The organism is Bacillus sp. FJAT-49736, assembly GCF_018343615.1.
GTDB lineage: Bacteria > Bacillota > Bacilli > Bacillales > Bacillaceae_C > Margalitia.
The window spans coordinates 1934448-1957594 of sequence record NZ_JAGYPI010000001.1 but is presented as its reverse complement, the minus strand read 5'-3'; the positions used below and the strand labels follow the sequence as shown (position 1 = coordinate 1957594).

Below are 23147 nucleotides of genomic sequence, written 5' to 3'. Positions count from 1 at the left end.
ACCTAAGAGGAGGGGGAGTTCTGGTTTGCAAAAAAAATTATTTGTTGCGCCTATATCAGCATTATTGATTTGCGGTTTGACCGCTTGTGCTCAGGATAAAAATGCAGTGAATGATCGAAACGTGAACAGATTCCAGCCTGTCGGGTATTCTACGAATGATCAAAGCATTGTCGACCATGATGGACCATTAACGGAATTGATGGATTACTCAACAGGTAATGTAGATTATGTCAAAAATAATAATCGGTTTCTTCCATCAGGTTATCCGGATGATTATGGTCCTCATCTAGGTTCGCCGATGACTCAATTTGACACGAACAATACGACGGTAAATAAAGAGAGACATTTGCGCGATATAAATTATCATGGTCAATTTAATACGAGAAACAGCAAAGCACGACCATCGTATTACAATGGCTATGAAGGAAGGCTATCAGAGGCGATCTCTAATACTGCTGCTTCCGTCCCAAATGTAACGGACGCCAGAACGATTATTGATGGAAAAAGGGTTTTAATTGCGGTTGCCTTAAAAGATGAAAACAAGGATCAGGCGACGAAACGATCCGTTGAAAATGCGGTTCTTCCATATCTAAATAACAGAAATTACGTAGTAGCGACAAATATAGGGACCTATTATCGTGTAAGACAATTAGATAATGAATTACGTAATGGGGGACCAAAGGATTTAGTTAAGCTGGATGCCGATAAAATGTTTGAAAGCTATAAGGATAAAACTTCCACACGATAATAAATTTAGTGAATAGATAAGGTTTATCCTTACCTATTCTTTTTTTTTGTGTGTTTTTTTGAAATTGGTTATCCTATAAAGCAGTTACATCGATTTTTCCTATGTTTAAAGGATATTAATCTAAAAAAAGGTCACACTATAAACAAGTATATTTGGATTGTAGAGGTGACAACTATGACAATTGTTGTACGAACGATATTGATGGCGGCGCTTTTCTTTGGAGCAAACCTTTATACTTTACCGCAATCACATAAGGATCCTTTAAATACAAATAAAATGATGATGACAAAACCTTCTGCCCAAGTCCTATCTAAAGGACAAAAAACGATTATTTTAGAAAGAGTTTTTATGGATGGGGAGGTAAGTGAAGAAATTCTCCATGAAAAACGATTATCTAATAAAGTATATATGAATAAGTATAAAAGCTGGCAGCTAGTTGAAATGGATGACGATCAATTGGTTTTTCAAAAGAAAGTCGATGACATTTCCCCATTACTCAAATCAAATGGATACTTTGGATTATCGGATGATGGGACGCTCAGCATATTTAACGGGAAACCTAATAAAGCAGATATAATACAGTCCTTTTTTCAAATTGATATGAAAAAATTGGAGGGTAAAAAGCAGGAAGAGCTATTGAAAGGTATCCCTATAAAATCAAAAGAGGACTTTACGAATGTAATAGAAACGTTAAAACGTTACTCAATATCGAAGCAAGAACAATGAGGCCGGTAAATACCGGTTTTTTCTTATGTTTTGTAATCTACCAAATAAACAAGCTGATATGTTACAATGAAGAATAGCATGTATAATCCTTTCTAAGATTTAGTTTATACATGCACTGGGATTTTAGAGGAGAGAAAAAGATTGTATGAGTTTATAAAAGGAACGATTGAGTATGTTTGTCCAGAGTATATTGTGATTGAAAATGGGGGGATTGGCTATCAAATTTCAACGCCTAATCCGTTTACCTTTTCACCGCTTTTCGGACAAACGACGAAAATCTATACATATCAGCATGTAAGGGAAGATATTATTGCTTTATATGGCTTCCAACTTCGGGAGGAGCGGACATTATTTAAGAAATTGTTAGGAGTATCAGGAATTGGTCCCAAAGGAGCACTGGCTATTCTTGCTTATGGAGAACCCACTCAAGTCATTCAGGCAATTGAAAATGAAAATGAAGCATTTTTGATAAAATTTCCGGGGGTAGGAAAGAAAACAGCTCGGCAAATGATTCTTGATTTAAAAGGAAAGCTACAAGATATTGTTCCGGACTATTTTCCAAATCTGTTCAATGAAGGTAATATAGGCAATCAAGAAAATGATACGGAGTCTTTAGATGAGGCCATTTTGGCATTAAAGGCGTTAGGATATTCAGATAAAGAAATTAAGAAAGTCTCAAAGGAATTGCAGCAAGAAAAGTTAACAACGGATCAATATATAAAATTAGCACTGAAAAAATTAATGAAATAGGAAGGAGGGCGAAAAGTGGAAAGGGTAGTTTCAGGGGATGCAAATATGCAGGACCTGTCTTTCGAACAAAGCTTAAGGCCACAATTTTTATCCCAATATATCGGGCAAGATAAAGTGAAAAGTAATTTATCGATTTTTATTGAAGCTGCAAAGCAAAGGAAAGAGACACTAGACCACGTATTACTTTATGGACCACCAGGTTTAGGAAAAACAACACTTGCTGCAGTTATCGCGAATGAAATGGGAGTAAGTATTCGCACTACATCTGGCCCGGCAATAGAGCGTCCCGGAGATTTAGCTGCTATATTAACAGCACTTGATCCTGGGGAAGTCTTATTTATCGATGAAATTCACCGGCTACCGAGAGCGATTGAAGAAATCTTATACCCGGCTATGGAAGACTTTTGCTTAGATATTGTGATTGGTAAGGGGCCAAGTGCTCGGTCTGTTCGCTTAGAATTGCCTCCATTTACACTTGTTGGTGCAACAACCAGACAAGGTGCAATTTCTGCACCGCTCCGAGATCGCTTTGGTGTTCTGAGTAGGTTGGAATATTATTCCGAAAGTCAGCTTGCTAATATAGTTTTAAGAACGTCAGAAATTCTCCATACTGATATTGATGTGGAAGGTGCCGTGGAAATTGCCAGAAGGTCGAGGGGAACACCGAGAATCGCTAATCGGCTTTTACGAAGGGTTCGTGATTATGCCCAAGTCCAAGGAGATGGCAAAATTACGATTGAACTGGCCGAAATAGCATTGGAACGATTACAAGTGGACCGTTTGGGGCTGGATCATATAGATCATAAACTGTTAAAAGGCATAATAGATAAATTTAAAGGTGGTCCTGTTGGATTAGAAACAATTGCTGCAAGTATCGGAGAAGAGCCGGACACGATTGAAGATGTATACGAACCATATTTGCTGCAAATTGGCTTTTTGCAAAGAACTCCGAGAGGCAGGATTGTCACAAGACTTGTCTATGAGCATTTCCACATGGAAATACCAACGATTTAAATGAATAAGGTACTTTTCGTAAAAGTTTCTAGGCAATTTTCGCACATGTTCTTACGAAAAGTTGACCCAAGCTATTTCAACTTTAGGATTTATAACAGTATACGAAGAACAACAATCTATGCGAAAATAGCCTGTCTTAATTAAAAAAACGAATTTAAAAAACGAAGGTGACATCATTGAAAGTTGACATATTTGATTTTCATTTACCAGAAGAATTAATTGCACAAACCCCGTTGAAAAATCGGTCTGAAAGCCGGTTAATGGTATTAAACAAACAAAGTGGCGCAATAGAGCATACTGTCTTTAAGAACATCACCGATTATTTAAAGAAAGGTGATTGCCTTGTCTTAAATGATACGAAAGTTCTTCCTGCTAGATTGTTTGGAGTAAAAGAGGATACAGGTGCACATATTGAGGTTTTATTATTAAAACAGCTGGAGGATAATAATTGGGAAACACTTGTTAAACCAGCAAAACGTGTAAAGGTTGGGACAAAATTAGTTTTTGGTGATGGAAGACTTATTGCTCACTGTATTAAAGAAGAGGAACATGGCGGAAGAGTATTACAATTTGAATTCGAAGGCATTTTCTATGAAGTATTGGAAGCATTGGGAGAAATGCCTTTACCTCCATATATTAAAGAGAAGCTGGAAGATAGTGATCGCTATCAAACAGTATATGCAAAGGAAAGGGGTTCCGCTGCAGCTCCAACGGCAGGACTCCATTTTACTCACGAACTTCTTGATGAAATAAAAAATATGGGTGTACAAGTTGTATTTATTACTTTGCATGTTGGGCTTGGAACTTTTCGGCCAGTAAATGTGGAAGATATTGAGAATCATGATATGCATGCTGAATATTATCAAGTAACGAAGGAAACAGCTGATGTAATTAACCAAGTGCGAAAACAAGGAGGAAGAATTATTTCAGTTGGTACAACCTCCACAAGAACATTGGAAACCATTGCTTCAGTGCATAATGGAGAAATAGTTGCCCAAAATGGATGGACAGACATTTTTATCTATCCAGGTTATGAATTTAAAGGAATTGATGGGATGATTACTAATTTTCATTTACCAAAATCGACATTAATCATGCTTGTCAGTGCGTTGGCTGGAAGAGAACATGTTCTCCATGCATACGAAACAGCTGTTGCGGAAAAGTACCGCTTTTTCAGTTTTGGTGATGCAATGCTTATTATTTAAGTATAGGCTGTTTTCTTAAATCTTGTTGCTTGCATAAACGGGACTTAGACCATCTTTTCATAAAGGATTATTTTACCAAAATTATGGTTATAATAGGTCTCGTTTCAAAACAACATAGTTTAAGAAAGGGCCTTTAGTGATGGACTAGGAAGGAGCTTTTACATTTGACAGCTATAAAATACGAATTAATCAAGACGTGCAAGCAGACAGGGGCACGTCTTGGCAAGATACATACGCCGCATGGCTCATTTGATACACCAATGTTTATGCCGGTAGGAACATTAGCGACAGTAAAAACAATGTCTCCGGAGGAATTAAAGGAAATAGGCTCTGGAGTTATTTTGAGTAATACATACCATTTGTGGCTACGTCCAGGGCATGATATTGTACGTGAAGCTGGCGGACTTCATAAGTTTATGAATTGGGATCAAGCAATTTTAACAGATTCTGGCGGTTTTCAAGTATTTAGTTTAAGTGATTTTCGGAAGATTGAAGAGGAAGGCGTGCACTTTCGTAACCATTTAAATGGAGATAAATTATTTTTATCTCCAGAAAAATCAATGGAAATTCAAAATGCTTTAGGATCAGATATTATGATGGCATTTGATGAATGTCCTCCATATCCTGCTACTTATGATTACATGAAAAAGTCTGTAGAAAGAACCTCAAGATGGGCAGAAAGATGCTTAAAGTCTCATAGTCGGCCACAAGATCAAGGTCTCTTTGGTATTGTACAAGGAGGAGAGTTTGAGGATTTAAGGCGTTTAAGCGCGAACGATCTTATATCATTAGATTTCCCAGGCTATGCAGTTGGCGGCCTTTCCGTAGGCGAACCTAAGGATGTTATGAACCGGGTGCTTGAATTTACTACCCCACTGCTTCCTTCAAATAAGCCGCGTTATTTAATGGGAGTTGGTTCCCCTGATTCTTTAATCGACGGCGCGATAAGAGGAATTGATATGTTTGACTGTGTACTGCCTACACGGATCGCTAGAAATGGTACGGTAATGACAAGTGAAGGTCGATTAGTTGTCAAAAATGCGAAATATGCTAAAGATTTCAGTCCTCTAGATAAGAACTGTGACTGCTATGCATGTCGAAATTATACACGTGCTTACATTCGTCATTTGATAAAATGTGATGAAACATTTGGAATTAGACTTACTTCTTACCATAATCTCTATTTTCTGTTACAATTAATGAAGAAGGTTAGACAAGCTATTATGGAAGACAGGCTTGGAGATTTTCGAGAAGAATTTTTTGAGCAGTACGGATTTAACCGTCCAGATGCGAAAAACTTCTAATAGATATCTAACGGAAAGGAGGAAAAAACATGGCATATGCTCAAATACTCCCGATTGTCCTTATGATTATTTTGTTTTATTTCTTATTGATTAGGCCAAATCAAAAGCGTCAAAGAAACATCCAAAATATGCAAAATAGTCTTTCGAAGGGCGATAAAATTGTTACAATTGGTGGATTACACGGCATTATTGACTCTCTAGACGACAGCAAAATCGTTATTAAATGTGGAGATGGAAGCCGTCTTACATATGACCGTTCGGCTATTCGCGAAGTGGTTGAATCTGCTAAAAAGCCTGAGCCAATCGGGGAATAATTATTTAAAAAAAAGAGAGAAGCTGAATAGCTTCTCTTTTTTTAGGCATTTTTTCTTAAATATAGATGCACGATAGGAATATTTTAATCTAAAAGGATCCTATTTTATTATACGTATTTTGATTTTCCAGATAACATATTTACTCCTAAAACACCGCCCATCATGGCTGTAAGGATATAGCAAATATGATAAATGGTTTGATCAAAAGTAAAGACGTTTCCATATCCTAAATATTGAGAAAGAAAAATAATAAAAGTGTAAAGAATTCCCGTTAAGCTTCCAAGCAGCCAACCTTTCTCCTTTCCCTTACCACCGCAAACAAAACCGCCTGCAAATAATGCAATAAAGGAAATAATGGTAACAATTAGTTTAATGGAATGCTCTTGTATGTTGGTATATCGCAAAATAAAAGAAAAAATTAAACTTGAAAATGTGATCAATACAAAGATAACTAGTACACCGTACAATACACTGGTACCGATTTTTTTCGTTTCTATTTTTCCTCACTCCCTCCATTAAAACTTTTTATTATCTAGTACAAGCATATTCTTAAGCTTGAAATTTAGAATCAAAAATTTGGACAAATATCATTAAGAAAAAATCTAACAACTATTACCAAATCATTTTTATCCCCGTATTGTACATACTAACTATTAAAGTGTCATTTACAGGAGGGAATAAGGATGCCAGATTATATTGTAATTATTTTGCGGACGTTACTGCTCTATGCCAGTATCCTTGTGATCTTTCGCTTAATGGGAAAAAGGGAAATTGGTGAACTAAGTGTTTTAGATTTAGTTGTATTTATTATGATGGGTGAGATGGCGGCAATTGCTATTGAAAATTTCAAATCTCCTATTTCTCATACTCTCATGCCAATGATTATTTTGTTAGTAATCCAGACGGTTCTTGCTTTTATATCATTAAAAAGCTCCAGGTTTAGAAAAATAGTAGACGGATCTCCGACCATTGTTATTAATAAAGGAAAAATAGATGAAAATGCAATGCGGAAAATTCGTTATAACTTTGATGATTTACTTACCCAATTAAGAACGAAGGATATCAATAATATTGCTGATGTAGAATTTGCGATTCTTGAAACATCTGGAGAATTATCTATTATAAAAAAAGATAAGAAAAAGAAAAAAGTAAACACATTCACTCAGCCCCTTATCATGGATGGACAAATCATCCAAGAAAACTTACAGAAGACCGAAAAGAGTGAAATGTGGCTAAGAAGGGAGCTTAGAAAACGAGGATATCCAAATATAAATGATATTTCCCTTTGCAGCTTTCAAGATGGTCAATTTTATATTGATTTAATTGATGAAAGAGAATGAGAGTGTGTCTATGGACCACTCTCTCTAAATAAATTTATTAATTATTGGTATCATTTGTAAATCGGATTTTTTCAAAAGCTTTGTCATGATTAATAATAATACATATAAAAGAGAAGTAGATATTATACAAATTATTAGACGAAGGATTAATATTTGATTGGAAAAGAAATGATCAAAGCACCAAAACCCAAACACTCCTGCTACGATGGTTACTGCAGCAAATTTCACATATTCTGACACATAAATGGTAAATGGTATCTTCTTTAATATGGTTGCAAAATGAAGTAGTGTTACTAAAAGCATACTCGTAACAATTCCTAATGCTGCCCCATTTATCCCAAACTCCGGCTGAGAGGCAAGCGCAAAGATAACCGCAAGTTTCACGATGGCTCCAATTAAACTATTGATCATGGCGGCCCTAGCCAAATCCATGGCTTGTAATGCTGCCTGTAATGGTCCCTGATAATACTGTAGCAAAAAAAATGGCGCCATTAATTTGACGAATTGTGATCCATTTTTCGAGCCATACATAAGTGTCATTAATGGATCCGCAAAAACGTACAAAATAATAACGGATAAGCCTCCTGCTAGTAAAGAAAACCTAAGTGCTTGCTGAAGACGATGTTCCACCAATAGACTGTTCCTTTTGATGTTTGCCTCACTAATAGCAGGCACGAGTGCGGTAGATAAGGAATTTGTGACAAATGAAGGCAGCATCATTAATGGAAGAGCAAAGCCGGTCAAGAGTCCGTATTGCTTTGTCGCTAAACTTGCTGTCACTCCAGCAAGCGCTAAGCTATTTGCTACAATGATCGGTTCTAAAAACCAAGATATATTTCCAATTAATCGGCTCCCTAGTGACGGAAGAGCCACTCTCATAAGCTCATTAAAAGCGTCTTTTCCTGATTTGACCACCTTAAAGAAATTTCTTCTGACTTTAAATTTCTTTTTCAATTTAAACATTGCAAACATATACAATAAGGAAATTAATTCTCCTAAAATAGATGCAAACATGACCCCAGCGGCTGCATATTCTATACCATAAGGTAGAAATGCTTTTGCTAATAGTGCGATTAAAAAAATTCTCACGACTTGCTCAATCATTTGAGAAATTGCGAATGGCTTCATGTTTTGCTTACCTTGAAAATATCCTCGCAGCACGGCTGATACAGCAACAATTGGAATGATTGGTGTAATTGCAACTAGAGGATAGTAGATTCTTGGATCCGTAAATAAGGTCTTTGTAAGATAAGGAGCTAATAATATTAAACCTGGTGTGAAAATGAAAGATAATAAGATTGTGATGGATAAAGATACGACTAGTATCTTTTTAATTTTTTGGCGGTCTCCAACTGCATCTGCCTCCGCAACACATTTGGAAATCGCAACAGGCAATCCGATCTGTGTAATGGTGATAACAAGCATAAGTGTTGGGAATGCCATCATATACAAACCAACACCTTCTTCTCCGATGAAGCGAGCAATTACAATCCGATTTATAAACCCTAAGACTCTTGTAAAAAGTCCTGCAGCCAATAAAATCATCGTTCCCTTGAGAAACTTTGACATGTTTATAACCTACCTTCTCAAAATCGGTAATTTCATATACAATTAAATGTATATGCTGCATGATGGACAAAGCATGACAAGTTCATTATGAAGGGGGAAAAAGGGTTGGATAAGATACATCCATATGATGATTATTGGGAGCAGCTGCAGCCTGCACTTAAAAGCAAGGCGGAAGAATTATTGCTAATTGGGTACGGAAAAGTTGAAGCTCAAGAATTATGGAACTACCTTACAAGGAAAAAATGGAAAAAGCCGAAAACGGAAGTCCATTTACATGAATTAGTTTCAGACGTTCTATCTATTAAAGCTGGAGATTATATGAATTATGCTACCATTGAAGCTTTTAAGTCTCCCAACTGGTTTGCAGAACTTAATAGTGATGAATTGCAAGAGCTGTTAAAACCTAATGATAAAACGAATGATTAAAAGAAAAATTGACACTTTTTTTTTTCTACTTCATAATGATTAGTAACTGTTAAAAAATTGCACTTATTAATGTAAAAGTAATATTTTATAGCTTTTTTATTTTGCTGGGAGGATTTACATAATGGTTAAAAGAAGTCGCATCATTGCCTTTTTTTTGATTGTCCTATTGTTTGCAGGACTAATGGGAGGAACCACTGACAATATTGTCAAAAAAATCAATCTTGGCCTCGACCTACAAGGCGGGTTTGAAGTTTTATACAAGGTGGAACCTGCAATAAAAGGGCAGAAAATTACGAAAGATGTATTGAATAATACGGTAAAGGCACTTGATAAACGTATAAATGCGTTAGGTGTTAATGAACCAAGCATTCAAATTGAAGGAAAAGACAGGATTCGTGTTCAGCTGGCGGGTGTTAAGGATCAGGCTGAAGCACGGAAAATGCTCTCTACCGAAGCAAATATATCCTTTCGGGATGTAAATGACAAAAAAATGATGGATGGAACAGATTTAGTAGAGGGTTCTGCTAAGCAATCATTTGATCAAAATGGAAATCCTGATATTGTTTTGAAAGTGAAGGACCGCAATAAGTTTAAAGATGTAACAAAGAAAATTGCGGGAATGTACCCTAATAACCAATTGATTATTTGGATGGATTTCCAGGAAGGAAAGGATTCCTACAAAGCAGAAGTGGGCAAGAAAAATCCAAGATTCCTTTCTAATCCGAATGTGGAAAGTGAATTAAATACAGACAATGTGCAAATCACAGGACATTTTACGGTTGAAGAGGCACAAAATCTAGCATCTCTATTAAAAGCCGGTTCATTACCTGTTAAAATGAAGGAAGTATATTCAACATCTGTTGGAGCTAAATTTGGCCAGCATTCTCTTCAAACAACTGTAACAGCGGGTATTATAGGAATTTTAATTATTTTCCTATTTATGATTGGCTATTACCGCTTACCAGGAGTTATCGCGACAGTTACATTGTTCATTTATATTTATTTAACGCTATTAATTTTCTATTTAATTCATGGCGTATTAACCCTGCCAGGTATTGCAGCACTCGTTCTCGGGGTCGGTATGGCCGTAGACGCGAATATTATTACTTATGAGCGGATTAAGGAAGAGATTCGTGTTGGAAGGTCCATTAAGGCAGCCTTTCAAGCGGGGAATAAATCATCCTTTATCGCGATTTTTGATGCCAATATCACGACGATATTAGCTGCTGCAGTTCTGTTTGTATATGGATCAAGCTCTGTTAAAGGGTTTGCAACCATGTTAATAATCAGTATCTTACTAAGCTTCCTTACAGCAGTGTACGGGGCAAGAATTCTTTTAGGATTCTGGGTTAATAGCAATCTTATGAAAAATAAGCCGGGTTGGTTTGGCGTCAACAAAAAATCCATTCATAGCCTTTCCGAAAATGTAGATACTCATGACTTGCCAACTCATTTTGATCGCTTTGATTTTGTGAAGACTCGTAAAATATTCTATACGATCTCAATAGCATTAACGATTATCGGAATTATTGTGCTTGCCATTTTCAGGCTAAATCTAAGCATTGATTTCACAAGTGGTACTCGTCTGCAAATAATGGCAAATCAGACATTAACAGAACCGCAAATCAAGTCGGATTTAAATGCACTGCATTTAAAATCAGAGGATGTTGTACTAGGCGGCAATAAAAATCAAATAGGTGTTGTTCGATTTAAAGGCGACATGACAAAGCATGATGAAGATCAAGTAAAATCTTATTTTGACAACAAATATGGAAAGAATACCACTAACATAAGTAAAGTATCACCAACGGTCGGTAAGGAACTAGCCAAAAATGCTATTATTGCTGTTCTCATTGCTGCCATTGGAATTATCATATATGTATCGCTTCGATTCGAGTGGAGAATGGGGCTAGCAGCGATTGTTTCCCTATTGCATGATGCCTTTTTAATCGTTGCCTTCTTCAGTATCACGAGACTGGAGGTCGACTTAACCTTTATTGCGGCAGTTTTAACGATTGTCGGATACTCTATCAATGACACTATTGTTACATTTGACCGAATCCGTGATAACTTGAAGGTTAGAGGACGTCTTAAAACAGCGGAGGAAATTGCCGACGTTGTAAATACTGGGATCAGGCAAACATTAACCCGCTCCATTAATACCGTTCTAACCGTTGTTATTACTGCTCTAGCATTATTCATTTTCGGAAGTGAATCGATTAGAAACTTCTCTATCGCATTGCTTGTGGGATTAGTTATGGGCTGTTACTCTTCTATCTTCATTGCAGCACAGCTATGGTATGATCTGAAGAAAAAGGAATTGAAGAAAAAAGGTCCAATTAAAACAGTAAAAGAAAAACGCAAGTGGTCTGATGAACCACAAGTATAATAATAGCAAAAGGGGCTGACTGAAAAGTGGTATTTCAGCCTCAATATTAAAAATAGTAAAACCCAAGAATGGCATAAAGCCAACATTCTTGGGTTTTTTTTGTGCTTTTTCTCGAAAACAGACTTTCTGGACTTTTTCTAATTTCTTAAATGGAGGATGGATATAGTTTTTTATTCGATTTTGTATAATTTATTGTCCTTTATGCGATCCCTTCTTCGTTTTTCTTGCAATCGCAGTCACGATCGGTTGTGGAATGTGCCTGCCCCGCCGTTTATCTCGCTCCCGAGGTCACGATCGGTTGCAGAATGTGCCCGTACTTCCGTTTTTATCACTACCGGGGCACGATTCGTCTGCTTTGGTGACCCATTTTCAAATTTGAATATCCTTTTAGCATCAAGTGCTTAGTCAAGCAGGATTTTATGTATCATATTTTAAATTTGGAAATACAGCTTCTTTTTCAATGCAAATAATATTGTATTTAAAAATAAATGGTTTGCAAAGTTTATGGAGATCGAAGTCGAAAAATTTTAAACAAAAGGAATTGACTGATTGGAAAAAGATAGATTATAATCAAAATACTTATTATACATTTAAGTATAAAAAGTATAATAAATTTAAAAAGTATTATTAGGGGGATGTAAAAATGACTAAGGTTGTTATGATTTCTGGGGCATCGAAAGGATTAGGAAAGGCTCTTGCTTTGTATTTTGCAAAAGAGGGGTATGATCTTTCCATTTGCGCACGAGGTGAGGAAAAGCTGTTAGAGGTAAAAAAAGAAGCCGAAAACTTTGGAGCCCAAGTGTTAGCTGTTAAGGCGGATGCGTCCATTCCAAGAGATGTTGAACGGTTTGTGGCGATGACAGAGGACCATTTTGGGAAAATTGATGTTCTTATCAATAATGCGTCTATTCTCGGCCCAAGCCCGATGCCATATTTGTTGGATTATCCTGAGGAGGATTTTGCTGAGGTGCTTAGGGTAAATGCATTTGGTCCGTTCTTAGTGACAAGACGTGTCCTTCCTGGGATGCTGAAACGAAATTCCGGCAGTATTATCAATGTGACTTCCGAAGCAGGTAATGTTGGCTACGCTGGATGGGGTGCATACGGGATATCGAAGTTTGCATTGGAAGGGTTAACGGAAACTTGGGCGGATGAAGTTAGTGAAACCGAAGTACGAGTAAATATGGTGGATCCAGGTGAAATGGATACAGAAATGCATGCACTTGCAGTACCCGATTGTGATTATGAGCTCATTAATCCAAATGATATTGTTCATGTATTCGGCTATTTGGCATCGGATGAATCAAAGGCTGTTAACGGGCAACGTATTAGTGCGGCAGAGTTTACAGTAGATAGGGGTGAAAAATAATGTCTGTTGCAGCGATGAATTTTACTCTTCCTGAAGATTTAAATGCCAAAATGCCTCCTGAAAGAAGAGGTGTCCGCAGAGATCATGTACGAATGATGGTGTTAAACAAACAAAGTGGGGCAACAGTTCATTCCGTATTTTTTCAACTTGATCAATACTTAAAGAAGGGCGATTTGATTATTTTAAATGGAAGCCGGACAGTACCGGCTGTGCTTAAAGGATTTTGGGAACAAGGGAACAATAGCAAAGAAGTAGAAATACGTCTGGCTCACAGAAAAAGTGCAAATATTTGGGAGGCGCTAGTGGTGGAAGAGACGCTGCAAATTGGCGCAACCATTAGATTTACTCCTTCTCTAACGGCTACGATTACACATGCACACCCTGAAGCGCCATTTGTAACTTTGGACTTCAATCTATGCTGTTCTGATTTATATAACGAAATTTATCAGATTGGTCAGCCTGTACGTTATGAATATATCGAACAGCCATGGGATCTTGATTATTACCAAACGGTATTTGCAACGGAACCCGGATCTGTGGAAATGCCATCAGCAGGCAGAGCGTTCAGCTGGGAGATGTTATTCCGACTGCAAAAGAAAGGGGTTAATATTGCTTTTATCCAGCTTCATACTGGTCTAAGCTATCTTTTAGATGATAAATGGCATTTGGGACCAAGGGAAAACTATGAGGAATACCATGTACCAGAAGAAACGGTAAAAGCGATAGATAAAGCAAAGCAAGAAGGAGGAAGGATTATTGCGGTTGGCACAACCGTTGTGAGAACTCTAGAGACGGTTGCCGATGAGGTAGGAAAATTGTGTTCACAAACCGGCTGGACAAATCTATATATTCATGCTGATACAAAATTAAAGGTAGTAGACGGTCTTATCACCGGATTACATGAACCGGAGGCAAGCCATCTCGATTTATTAACAGCATTTGTTGATCAAAAACTATTGTATAATGCTTATCAGGAAGCAATTAATAGAAAATATTTATGGCATGAATTTGGGGATATGAATCTTATATTATAAGAGGTACGGATATGAATATTCACCATATTGGTATTGAGGTGCGTGAAATAGAAAAATCCATCCAGTTTTACAAGTCCTTCTTAGGGCTTGAGCCTTCACAATTTATTACTTTTCAAGGGGAACAACTTGTTTTTTTAGAGGGGAATGGGTTTACACTGGAACTCATTTCCTCTAATGAATGTACAAACCCCGCTTCCATTCATTTTGCGATTCAGATTGATCCATTAACAGAATGGATAGAACAGCTTAGAAGCAAAGGTTTTGAGCCATTAGAAGGACCATATGAGCTGAAAAATGGATGGAAGACAGTTTTCTATAATGGGCCAGATAATGAGATAATAGAATTTATTCAACAAAAATATCTAAAATGAACAAGCGAATTCGCTTGTTTTTTCTTTTTATATAATGAGGGGAATTATTTTCCTTTCCCCTCTTTCTTTATCTTCTTCAATGTCTGGATGACAGGGCAGAAAAAATAATTGTATAATAGGAATGTTAAGAGGTGAACCTATGTTGAAATCAAAAACACGCTGGGTTGTTCGGGAAACAGTGAACTCAGCAGTTGAAAAATTAGTAGAACAATTAAACATAAGCCCGCTTGTCTCCACATTGTTAGTAAATAGAGGAATCATTGAGACAGAGGAAGCGAGGTCTTTTTTATTTTTGGAGGATGCTTCTTTCCATGATCCTTATCTTCTTCCTGACATGGAAATTGCCGTTAATAGGATTAAAGGAGCAATTGATAATAAAGAACAAATTCTTGTATACGGTGACTATGATGCGGACGGTGTGAGCAGTACAACGGTAATGATGACTGCTTTGAGGGAATTAGGTGCCAATGTTGATTTTTATATTCCTAACCGCTTTACCGAAGGATATGGTCCGAATGAGCAAGCCTTTCGCTGGGCAGCTTCAGAAGGATATAAGCTAATTATTACGGTTGATACAGGAATTGCTGCTATGAATGAAGCTTTACTTGCGAAAGAATTAGGGGTTGACCTAATCATTACAGACCATCATGAGCCAGGTCCGGAGCTTCCAGATGCAATGGCGATTGTCCATCCAAAACATCCTAATAGTGCATACCCGTTTAAAGAGCTAGCAGGTGTTGGAGTAGCTTTTAAGCTAGCACATGCTTTGTACAATAGAGTACCGGAGGAATTATTAGATGTAGTTACGATTGGCACAGTTGCAGATTTAGTTCCACTTCATGGAGAAAATCGTCTAATTGTGAAGAGTGGACTAAAAAAATTAGCTAGTACAGAACGTCCCGGAATTCGTGCATTATATGCATTGTCCAATACATCACTTGCAGATACGAACGAAGAAACGGTAGGGTTCTTACTTGGTCCGCGTTTAAATGCACCTGGACGTTTGGATGATGCATCTCCTGCTGTTCATTTATTGATGACCGATGACGAGCAAGAGGCAAAAGAGATTGCAAAAGAAATTGATTTGATGAATAAAGAAAGACAATTAATTGTAGGTGACATTACGAAGGAAGCCATCTCTATGATTGAGTCTGAATACGATCTTAGTGAGCATAAAGTAATCGTAATAGGCAAAGAGGGATGGAATCCGGGAGTCGTTGGAATCGTTGCTTCCCGGTTAGTGGAAAAATATTATCGTCCAACGATTGTTCTAAGTTTTGATGCTGAGAAAAGACTGGCAAAGGGATCCGCCAGAAGTATTATTGGATTTGATTTGTTTCAAAATTTATCTACATGCCGAGATATTTTACCTCATTTTGGAGGGCATACCATGGCAGCAGGAATGACACTTGAGTTAGAAAATGTACCGGTACTTCGGACACGGTTGAACCAATTAGCAAATGATATTTTATCGGAAGAAGATTTAGTTCCAGTAACAGAAATTGATGCAAGCATTTCCATTAAAGATGTGAGCTTGGATTCTATTGAGGAATTAAATAGACTTGCTCCATACGGTACTGGAAATACGAAACCGAAAATTATCATCGAGGATTTATCCATCCAACAACTAAAGCAAATAGGAGCAGACAATAAGCATTTAAAAATACTTTTGGAAAAGGATGATGTCAATTTAGATGGCGTAGGTTTCGGAATGGGAGATTATTATCCAGAAATATCGCCATTAGCAAGAATTTCGGTATTGGGAGAGCTTTCTATTAATGAATGGAATAATATACGAAAACCGCAAATATTTTTGAAGGATTTGAAAATCAACGAATGGCAGCTTTTTGATTTTCGCGGAGTAAAGCAGTTAAATAAATGGATACCACTTATTCCTGCAGATAACAGTATTTTTATTACTTTTGAACAACAAACATTAAAAGAGATTTCGTATGACTTAACGCATCTCAATATCAAACATATTAAAGATGAAGAGATGGCGAAGGATTTTTCTATAGACGAACGTAATATTGTATTACTAGATCTCCCAACATCGAAAGTAATGTTGGAGAACCTTATAAATAATAAATTGCCGAATCGTATCTATTGCTATTTCTATCAAAAACAAAATCATTATTTTAGTACCATTCCAACTAGAGAACATTTTAAATGGTTTTATGGGCTATTAATGAAGAGAAATCCTTTTAATTTGAATAAGCATAAGGATGAACTGGCTTCATTTAAAGGATGGTCTCGGGAAACAATAGATTTCATGTCACAGGTGTTTTTTGATCTAGATTTTGTTACAATAGAGGATGGGCTTATTTCACTTAACCCAGTGAAAGCGAAGAGGGATTTTGTTGAATCAATAACCTATCAAAAAAAGCAAGAGCAGCTTACTATTGAAAATGAACTCTTATATTCATCCTATAAAGAGTTAAAATCATGGTTTGATGATCGAGTTTCGCACAGTAAAGCGGAACATGAGGAGGAAAAGAAGATATGGATTTAAAGCAGTTTGTAACAATTGTTCCTGATTGGCCAAAAGAAGGAATCGTATTTAAAGATATCACAACGTTAATGGATAATGGAGATGCATATAGATTTGCAACAGATGAAATTGTAAAATATGCGAAAGAAAAGGAAATCGATCTTGTAGTCGGACCAGAAGCACGTGGATTTATTATTGGATGCCCCGTTGCCTATGCACTAGGAGTGGGCTTTGCACCAGTTAGAAAACCCGGCAAGCTTCCTCGTGAAACAATCCAAGTGGATTATGGCTTAGAATATGGTAAGGATTCCTTAACTATCCATAAGGATGCGATTAAACCAGGGCAAAGAGTTCTGATCACAGATGATCTTCTTGCAACAGGTGGAACCATTGAAGCAACCATTAAGCTAGTGGAACAGCTTGGCGGGGTCGTTGCTGGAATCGCATTCCTAATTGAATTATCTTATTTAGAAGGCCGCAAAAAATTAGATGGTTATGATATTCTCACTCTTATGGAATATTAAAAAGCACTCTTGGAGTGCTTTTTTTCAAGAGCGAAGAAAAGTAAAGGTTTATTACCATATAAAATATTTTTGACAAGTTTAATTTATGTTTAGCTCCAAGTGAAATGGACACTTCCAATTTCACTAGCGCCTATTGGCTAGCGGATTTCTCCGTCTCCTCCCTACGATATGTCAACATCAAGTGAAATTGAACTACGAATTTCACTCGGTGAAATTGAACTACGAATTTCACTCGGTGAAAATGATAGTGCAATTTTTAATAGTTCGTGAACTGCCTCGCTGTGTTTCCTTTATCTCCATCGTTGACTACGAAATCCGTACGCCGATAAGCAAGGTGCTTGTTTTTTTCTTATAAATTATCCCAGAAATATGAATATTTTCGACAATCTTTGTGATTTCCATAAAAAAACACATTGAATTACTTTACATTATTCGTTTTTTTTTCGATAATAAATACAATCATTCAAAAATTCATTTAAAGGTGAGCTTATATTATGGCGAAAGATCAAATATTAAACGCCGATGATGTTATAAATCGTACAAAAGAATATTTAAACGATGAACATGTTTCGCTCGTACGAAAAGCATACGAATTTGCAAGGGATGCACATGAGCATCAGTTTCGTAAATCGGGTGAACCATATATTATACACCCAATCCAGGTAGCGGGAATTTTGGCGGATTTAGAGATGGATCCTGCAACAGTGGCTTCCGGATTTCTTCATGATGTTGTGGAGGATACAAGTGTCACTCTTGAGGAACTCAAGGATGCATTTAATGATGAAGTTGCTATGCTAGTAGATGGGGTAACGAAGCTTGGAAAAATAAAATATAAATCTCATGAAGAACAACAAGCGGAAAATCACAGAAAAATGTTCGTTGCAATGGCGCAGGATATTCGTGTCATTTTAATTAAGCTTGCCGACCGTCTTCATAATATGAGAACCTTGAAGCATTTGCCTATTGAAAAACAGAGAAGAATAGCGAATGAAACATTGGAAATTTTCGCCCCCCTTGCACATAGACTCGGGATTTCCAAAATAAAATGGGAGCTCGAGGATACTGCCCTTCGATATTTAAATCCCCAACAATACTATCGAATTGTGAATTTAATGAAACGAAAACGTGATGAACGGGAGCAGTATTTAGACGACGTAATAGAAGAGGTCAAGGAACGGTTAGCTGATGTATCCATTAAAGCGGATATCTCAGGAAGACCGAAGCATATTTATTCCATCTACCGGAAAATGGTTCTTCAGCATAAACAATTTAATGAAATTTATGACCTGTTGGCCGTACGTATTGTGGTAAACAGCATTAAAGACTGCTATGCAGTGCTTGGTATTATTCATACATGCTGGAAGCCAATGCCTGGCAGATTTAAAGATTATATCGCGATGCCAAAGCCTAATATGTATCAATCTCTTCATACGACAGTTATTGGTCCGAAGGGCGATCCGTTAGAAGTGCAGATCAGAACCTTTGAAATGCACCGTATTTCAGAATATGGGGTTGCCGCACACTGGGCCTATAAGGAAGGAAAAACCGTTAATAATCAAACTTCCTTTGAAAAAAAGCTATCTTGGTTTAGAGAAATTTTAGAATTCCAGAATGAATCGGCTAATGCAGAGGAATTTATGGAATCCTTGAAAATCGATCTTTTCTCTGATATGGTATTTGTCTTTACGCCAAAAGGGGATGTCATAGAGCTTGCCTCCGGGTCTGTTCCTATTGATTTTGCCTATCGAATTCATTCGGAAATCGGCAACAAGACGATCGGTGCGAAGGTCAATGGCAAAATGGTGACTCTTGATTACAAGCTTAAAACAGGGGACATTGTTGAAATACTAACATCCAAGCATTCCTATGGTCCAAGTCAGGATTGGCTAAAATTAGCGCAAACCTCGCAGGCAAAAAATAAAATTAGGCAATTCTTCAAGAAACAACAAAAAGAAGAAAATATCATAAAAGGCAAGGAATTAGTCGAAAAAGAGATTAAAAATATGGATTTCGACTTAAAAGAAATTTTAACTGTAGAGAATGTGAAGAAGGTAGCAGAAAAATTTAATTTTGCCCAAGAGGAAGATATGTATGCTGCCGTTGGATATAATGGTATTACCGCATTGCAGATTGCCAATAGATTAACAGAAAAATGGCGTAAAAAGAGGGACCAGGAAGAAGCTGTACAAGAGGTTATGACAGAACTCAAGGCTCCTCCCGTTAAGAAGAAAAAGCACGAAACAGGGGTAACGGTAAAAGGTATTGATAATCTATTAATTCGTTTATCACGATGCTGTAATCCTGTTCCTGGAGATGAAATTGTAGGCTTTATTACAAAAGGTCGCGGTGTATCGGTGCACAGGGCAGATTGCCCGAATGTAACGGACGATGATTTACAAAATCGCCTTATCGCTGTGGAATGGGAATCCGCTTCAGCTAATCGTAAGGAATATAATGTAGATATCGAAATATCAGGCTATGATCGAAGAGGCTTATTAAATGAGGTGCTTCAAGCAGTAAATGAAACAAAAACAAATATTACTGCTGTCAGCGGACGCTCAGACCGTAATAAAATGGCTACCATAACGATGACTATTGCAATTCAGAATATCAGTCATCTTCATAAGGTCGTAGAGAGAATAAAACAAATCCATGATATATATGCAGTTCGCAGGATTATGAGTTAGAAGGTGTAAGTTAAATGCGCGTTGTATTACAGAGAAGTAAAGAAGCAAGTGTAGAAGTAAATGGAAATATTGTAGGTGAGATTTCTAAAGGTTTCGTCCTTTTAGTAGGAATTACTCATTCGGACACAATAGAGGATGCTAAGTATGTTGCAGATAAGATTGTCCATTTACGCGTTTTTGAAGATGAAAATGAAAAAATGAATCACTCCTTGCTCGATGTGGGCGGGCAAATTCTTTCCATCTCTCAATTCACTTTATATGGTGACTGTCGGAAAGGAAGAAGACCTAATTTCATGGATGCGGCAAAACCTGATCATGCAATAACCATTTATAACTATTTTAATGAATGCTTAAAAGAGAATGGTGTTGAAGTAGAGACAGGGGAGTTCGGCGCTATGATGGATGTAAAGCTAATCAATGATGGTCCTGTTACCATTATAGTAGAAAGCAAAGAGAGAATCTGATTACTCAGATTCTCTCTTTGCATTTTAAAGTTAAAAAATGAATTTTTTTGTCTATTTATTACTTAACGTACATAGGATTTGTCTAGCTACAGTGCCTATCGGCTAGCGGATTTCTACGTCTTCTCCCTACGATAAGTCAACATCGACTCGTTCCTCGCAGTGTTTCCTTTATCTCAGTCTAAGACTCCAAAATCCGTACGCCGATGAGCAAGGCCCTTGCGCTTTTATTATTTAAAATATCGAACAAATCCATTATATATACTAGTTGTAACAAGCTCCTGATATTGCTCCGTATTAATTAACAGCTCCTCATTAGGATTACTTAAATATCCTAATTCTGCAAGTACTGCAGGAATATTATTTTCACGTATAACATGAAAATCGCCGAAACGGACCCCTCTGTCTTTAATAGAAGTTTGAGAGGAGATTGCTTGATTAATTTCATTAGCAAGTGCTCTCTGATTATCATGATAGTAATAAGTAGTATGCCCCGTTACACTAGGGTCTTCCTTTAAACTATCAAAATGGATACTAATAAATGCATCTGCCTTATTGTTCTCTGATATCCCAACCCGTGCCGGCAATGATACATAATGATCATCATTTCGTGTCAAAATAACATTAGCTCCAGCATTTTTTAGCTTTTGATATAGTTTCATTGCCGTACTTAACGTAAGATTTTTTTCCAGTGTCCCTCTATAACCGCTTGTCCCATTATCCTGCCCTCCATGTCCAGGGTCGATGATAATGGTTTTCCCTTTTATACCACTCCCCGTTTTAGTGCTAGCATTATCACTCGGGGTAACAGAAGGAGAAGATGTCTTATAGTTTGAAGAAATTAGCCACGATGCTACAAAAGCAATTCCACCATTTGTAAGTTGGATTTTATACCAATCATTTACCTTATTAAGGATAGTAAACGTATCTCCGGCATTTCCCCTAGCAAGTATAGTTGAATTTGTGGTCGCATCACTTCTTAAATTCGTTCCATTATAAAGGATCGTTACAATAGCTTTTTGGTTGCTTTCAGAAGAAGCATTAGCGGTGGATTTATTGACATACCAGCCGGCAATCCACCCGACTTGATTATTTTTCAGCTTAATTTCAATCCAATTATTTTGCTCTTTCACTATTGCGAAGCTTTGCCCTTGTGAGATGGAACCTATAATTTTTCCATTTAAGGAAGGAGTGCTTCGAACATTTAAAGAGTTTACATTTACGCTGCCGGTAGCTTTTTGTGTAGATTGATTTGCTGAAATTTCCTTGTTTCCATTGCTGCTCTTTATCTTTTCTATATATTGACTGCTTACCCAACCTGCTTGGGTACCTAAGGAGAAATGAATCCAGCCGTTCATTTCTTCGAGAATATTAATTTTGTTGCCGGTGTTTAACATACCAATTGTACTTGCGGAAATGCTGGGGGAAGTACGAATATTAAGGTGGTCCACCGTAACAATTCCCTTGCTGCTAGGTAGCTTTACGCTAGTTTTCTGCTGATTAATAGTAACAAAATCCTTAGAAACCCATCCATTAATTCCGGCAACAGAGATTTTAAGCCAATTACCATTTTGAGAATCAATCGTCACATCTTGGTTTTCTTGTAAAACCTTCAAAATAGATGAATCCGAACTTGGCTCGCTTCTCAATCGCAACCCATTCACCGTAACAACTCCTGAAGTTGCAGTTAGGGCTTTGGTTTTAGTTAGAGAAATAAGCCAGCTTGCTGCCCATCCGGTCTCTCCGGAAGGCAATTTAAGTTCATACCAATCATTCTTTTTCTGTACAACATTAAATTGATCGCCTTTTTTGACTTGCTTCAAAATTGGATAGGATAAACCTGGTCCTTTCCGGATATTCAATACGGAAACGTTGACGATAGCCTTTTCCGTTTCTGCATTGACCTTATGCTCCGGATAGTCAAAACCTGCGCCCAAGAATATCAGTGTCAGTAATATAATGATGAATTTTCTACCCAATTGGATGGTACACCTCCCTATTATTTGAATCGCTTTTAAATCGCGCTACAAATATGTATTCTGGAAAAAAGAAAAATCTCCTTTTTTATGAAAGAAAAGATTTATCGTGGGAAAGGATAATAATATGACAAAATGAAGCAAATTTCTTTCCACACATTATGTAAAGGAGAAAATATATGAGATTAAGCAATAAAAACCAATTAAGTAATGCTGGAAGCAGCCAAATCTTTCAAACTGATTTGCATCATTTCATGGAAAGAGAAGATCAAGCACTTTCCATAGAGCTTGCCTCCGAATTCGGTTTAAGCCTAGGCGAAGTAAAATTATTAAAAAAGAAAATGGAACGTTCTTAATTTTAATCATTATTGACTTGACAATGCGTTTTTAGCCTCGTATTATTATATAAATATAAAACATTGATTTACAAAAAAAACCGTTGATAAAGC

General features: G+C 37.0%; 21 protein-coding genes and 1 other annotated feature (1 of these 22 only partly in view). Of the genes, 18 read left to right on the top strand and 3 right to left on the bottom strand.

Annotated features, from left to right (window positions below; translation table 11 throughout):
• Positions 1–25: 25 nt before the first annotated feature.
• The 7 genes from KHA87_RS10310 (at position 26) to yajC (ending at position 6061) form a co-directional block, all read left to right on the top strand.
• Positions 26–748, top strand: a complete 723-nt coding sequence (locus KHA87_RS10310) for a YhcN/YlaJ family sporulation lipoprotein (protein ID WP_213093967.1) — start codon at positions 26–28, stop codon at positions 746–748.
• Between the two features lie 174 nt (positions 749–922).
• Positions 923–1474, top strand: a complete 552-nt coding sequence (locus KHA87_RS10305) for a BofC C-terminal domain-containing protein (protein WP_213093966.1) — start codon at positions 923–925, stop codon at positions 1472–1474.
• Positions 1475–1615: 141 nt separating this feature from the next.
• Positions 1616–2224 carry a Holliday junction branch migration protein RuvA gene (gene ruvA, locus KHA87_RS10300; protein WP_213093965.1) on the top strand — a complete coding sequence of 203 codons (609 nt, stop codon included), beginning with the start codon at positions 1616–1618 and terminating at the stop codon, positions 2222–2224.
• A 45-nt stretch (positions 2225–2269) separates the two neighbouring features.
• Positions 2270–3238, top strand: coding sequence for a Holliday junction branch migration DNA helicase RuvB (ruvB, locus tag KHA87_RS10295; RefSeq protein ID WP_213094314.1), 969 nt, complete (start codon positions 2270–2272; stop codon positions 3236–3238).
• Between the two features lie 176 nt (positions 3239–3414).
• Positions 3415–4443 (top strand): tRNA preQ1(34) S-adenosylmethionine ribosyltransferase-isomerase QueA, encoded by a 1029-nt coding sequence (queA, locus tag KHA87_RS10290; RefSeq protein WP_213093964.1) that lies wholly within the window; start codon positions 3415–3417, stop codon positions 4441–4443.
• A 164-nt stretch (positions 4444–4607) separates the two neighbouring features.
• Positions 4608–5747 carry a tRNA guanosine(34) transglycosylase Tgt gene (tgt, locus tag KHA87_RS10285; RefSeq protein ID WP_213093963.1) on the top strand — a complete coding sequence of 380 codons (1140 nt, stop codon included), beginning with the start codon at positions 4608–4610 and terminating at the stop codon, positions 5745–5747.
• A gap of 29 nt (positions 5748–5776) precedes the next feature.
• Positions 5777–6061: a preprotein translocase subunit YajC gene (gene yajC / locus KHA87_RS10280; protein WP_213093962.1), complete on the top strand. Its 285-nt coding sequence runs from the start codon at positions 5777–5779 to the stop codon at positions 6059–6061.
• Positions 6062–6168: 107 nt separating this feature from the next.
• Here the strand turns inward: yajC and KHA87_RS10275 are convergent, their stop codons facing one another.
• A complete protein-coding gene (locus KHA87_RS10275) occupies positions 6169–6528 on the bottom strand; it encodes a TIGR04086 family membrane protein (protein WP_249310254.1) in 360 nt (119 codons plus the stop codon).
• A gap of 216 nt (positions 6529–6744) precedes the next feature.
• On the opposite strand from KHA87_RS10275, the gene KHA87_RS10270 reads away from it, so the two are divergent.
• Positions 6745–7401, top strand: coding sequence for a DUF421 domain-containing protein (locus KHA87_RS10270; protein ID WP_213093961.1), 657 nt, complete (start codon positions 6745–6747; stop codon positions 7399–7401).
• Between the two features lie 24 nt (positions 7402–7425).
• Here KHA87_RS10270 and spoVB read toward each other — a convergent pair whose 3' ends face one another.
• Positions 7426–8970, bottom strand: a complete 1545-nt coding sequence (gene spoVB, locus KHA87_RS10265) for a stage V sporulation protein B (protein WP_213093960.1) — start codon at positions 8968–8970, stop codon at positions 7426–7428.
• A gap of 105 nt (positions 8971–9075) precedes the next feature.
• Here spoVB and KHA87_RS10260 point away from each other — a divergent pair, with 105 nt between their 5' ends.
• The 9 genes from KHA87_RS10260 to dtd all read left to right on the top strand — a co-directional run bounded on the left by KHA87_RS10260 (position 9076) and on the right by dtd (position 20725).
• Positions 9076–9396 (top strand): post-transcriptional regulator, encoded by a 321-nt coding sequence (locus KHA87_RS10260; RefSeq protein ID WP_213093959.1) that lies wholly within the window; start codon positions 9076–9078, stop codon positions 9394–9396.
• A gap of 121 nt (positions 9397–9517) precedes the next feature.
• Positions 9518–11785, top strand: coding sequence for a protein translocase subunit SecDF (gene secDF, locus KHA87_RS10255; RefSeq protein WP_213093958.1), 2268 nt, complete (start codon positions 9518–9520; stop codon positions 11783–11785).
• Between the two features lie 643 nt (positions 11786–12428).
• Positions 12429–13154, top strand: a complete 726-nt coding sequence (locus tag KHA87_RS10250; protein WP_213093957.1) for an SDR family oxidoreductase — start codon at positions 12429–12431, stop codon at positions 13152–13154.
• Positions 13154–14188 (top strand): S-adenosylmethionine:tRNA ribosyltransferase-isomerase, encoded by a 1035-nt coding sequence (locus KHA87_RS10245; protein WP_213093956.1) that lies wholly within the window; start codon positions 13154–13156, stop codon positions 14186–14188. Before KHA87_RS10250 ends, KHA87_RS10245 begins: the two co-directional genes overlap by 1 nt.
• 11 nt (positions 14189–14199) lie before the next feature.
• Positions 14200–14559: a VOC family protein gene (locus KHA87_RS10240; RefSeq protein ID WP_213093955.1), complete on the top strand. Its 360-nt coding sequence runs from the start codon at positions 14200–14202 to the stop codon at positions 14557–14559.
• 139 nt (positions 14560–14698) lie between these two features.
• Positions 14699–17071, top strand: coding sequence for a single-stranded-DNA-specific exonuclease RecJ (gene recJ / locus KHA87_RS10235; RefSeq protein WP_213093954.1), 2373 nt, complete (start codon positions 14699–14701; stop codon positions 17069–17071).
• Positions 17062–17574, top strand: coding sequence for an adenine phosphoribosyltransferase (locus tag KHA87_RS10230; protein WP_213093953.1), 513 nt, complete (start codon positions 17062–17064; stop codon positions 17572–17574). The genes recJ and KHA87_RS10230 overlap by 10 nt, the downstream gene beginning before the upstream one ends.
• Before the next feature lie 494 nt (positions 17575–18068).
• Positions 18069–20261 (top strand): RelA/SpoT family protein, encoded by a 2193-nt coding sequence (locus KHA87_RS10225; RefSeq protein WP_213093952.1) that lies wholly within the window; start codon positions 18069–18071, stop codon positions 20259–20261.
• 14 nt (positions 20262–20275) lie between these two features.
• A complete protein-coding gene (gene dtd / locus KHA87_RS10220) occupies positions 20276–20725 on the top strand; it encodes a D-aminoacyl-tRNA deacylase (protein WP_213093951.1) in 450 nt (149 codons plus the stop codon).
• 227 nt (positions 20726–20952) lie between these two features.
• On the opposite strand, the gene KHA87_RS10215 is transcribed toward dtd, so the two are convergent.
• Positions 20953–22701: an N-acetylmuramoyl-L-alanine amidase family protein gene (locus KHA87_RS10215; RefSeq protein WP_213093950.1), complete on the bottom strand. Its 1749-nt coding sequence runs from the start codon at positions 22699–22701 to the stop codon at positions 20953–20955.
• Between the two features lie 176 nt (positions 22702–22877).
• Here KHA87_RS10215 and KHA87_RS10210 point away from each other — a divergent pair, with 176 nt between their 5' ends.
• Complete coding sequence (locus tag KHA87_RS10210) at positions 22878–23054, top strand: RNA polymerase subunit sigma-70 (RefSeq protein WP_213093949.1); 177 nt, start codon at positions 22878–22880, stop codon at positions 23052–23054.
• A gap of 74 nt (positions 23055–23128) precedes the next feature.
• Positions 23129–23147, top strand: a binding site (T-box leader); it runs 223 nt beyond the window's last position.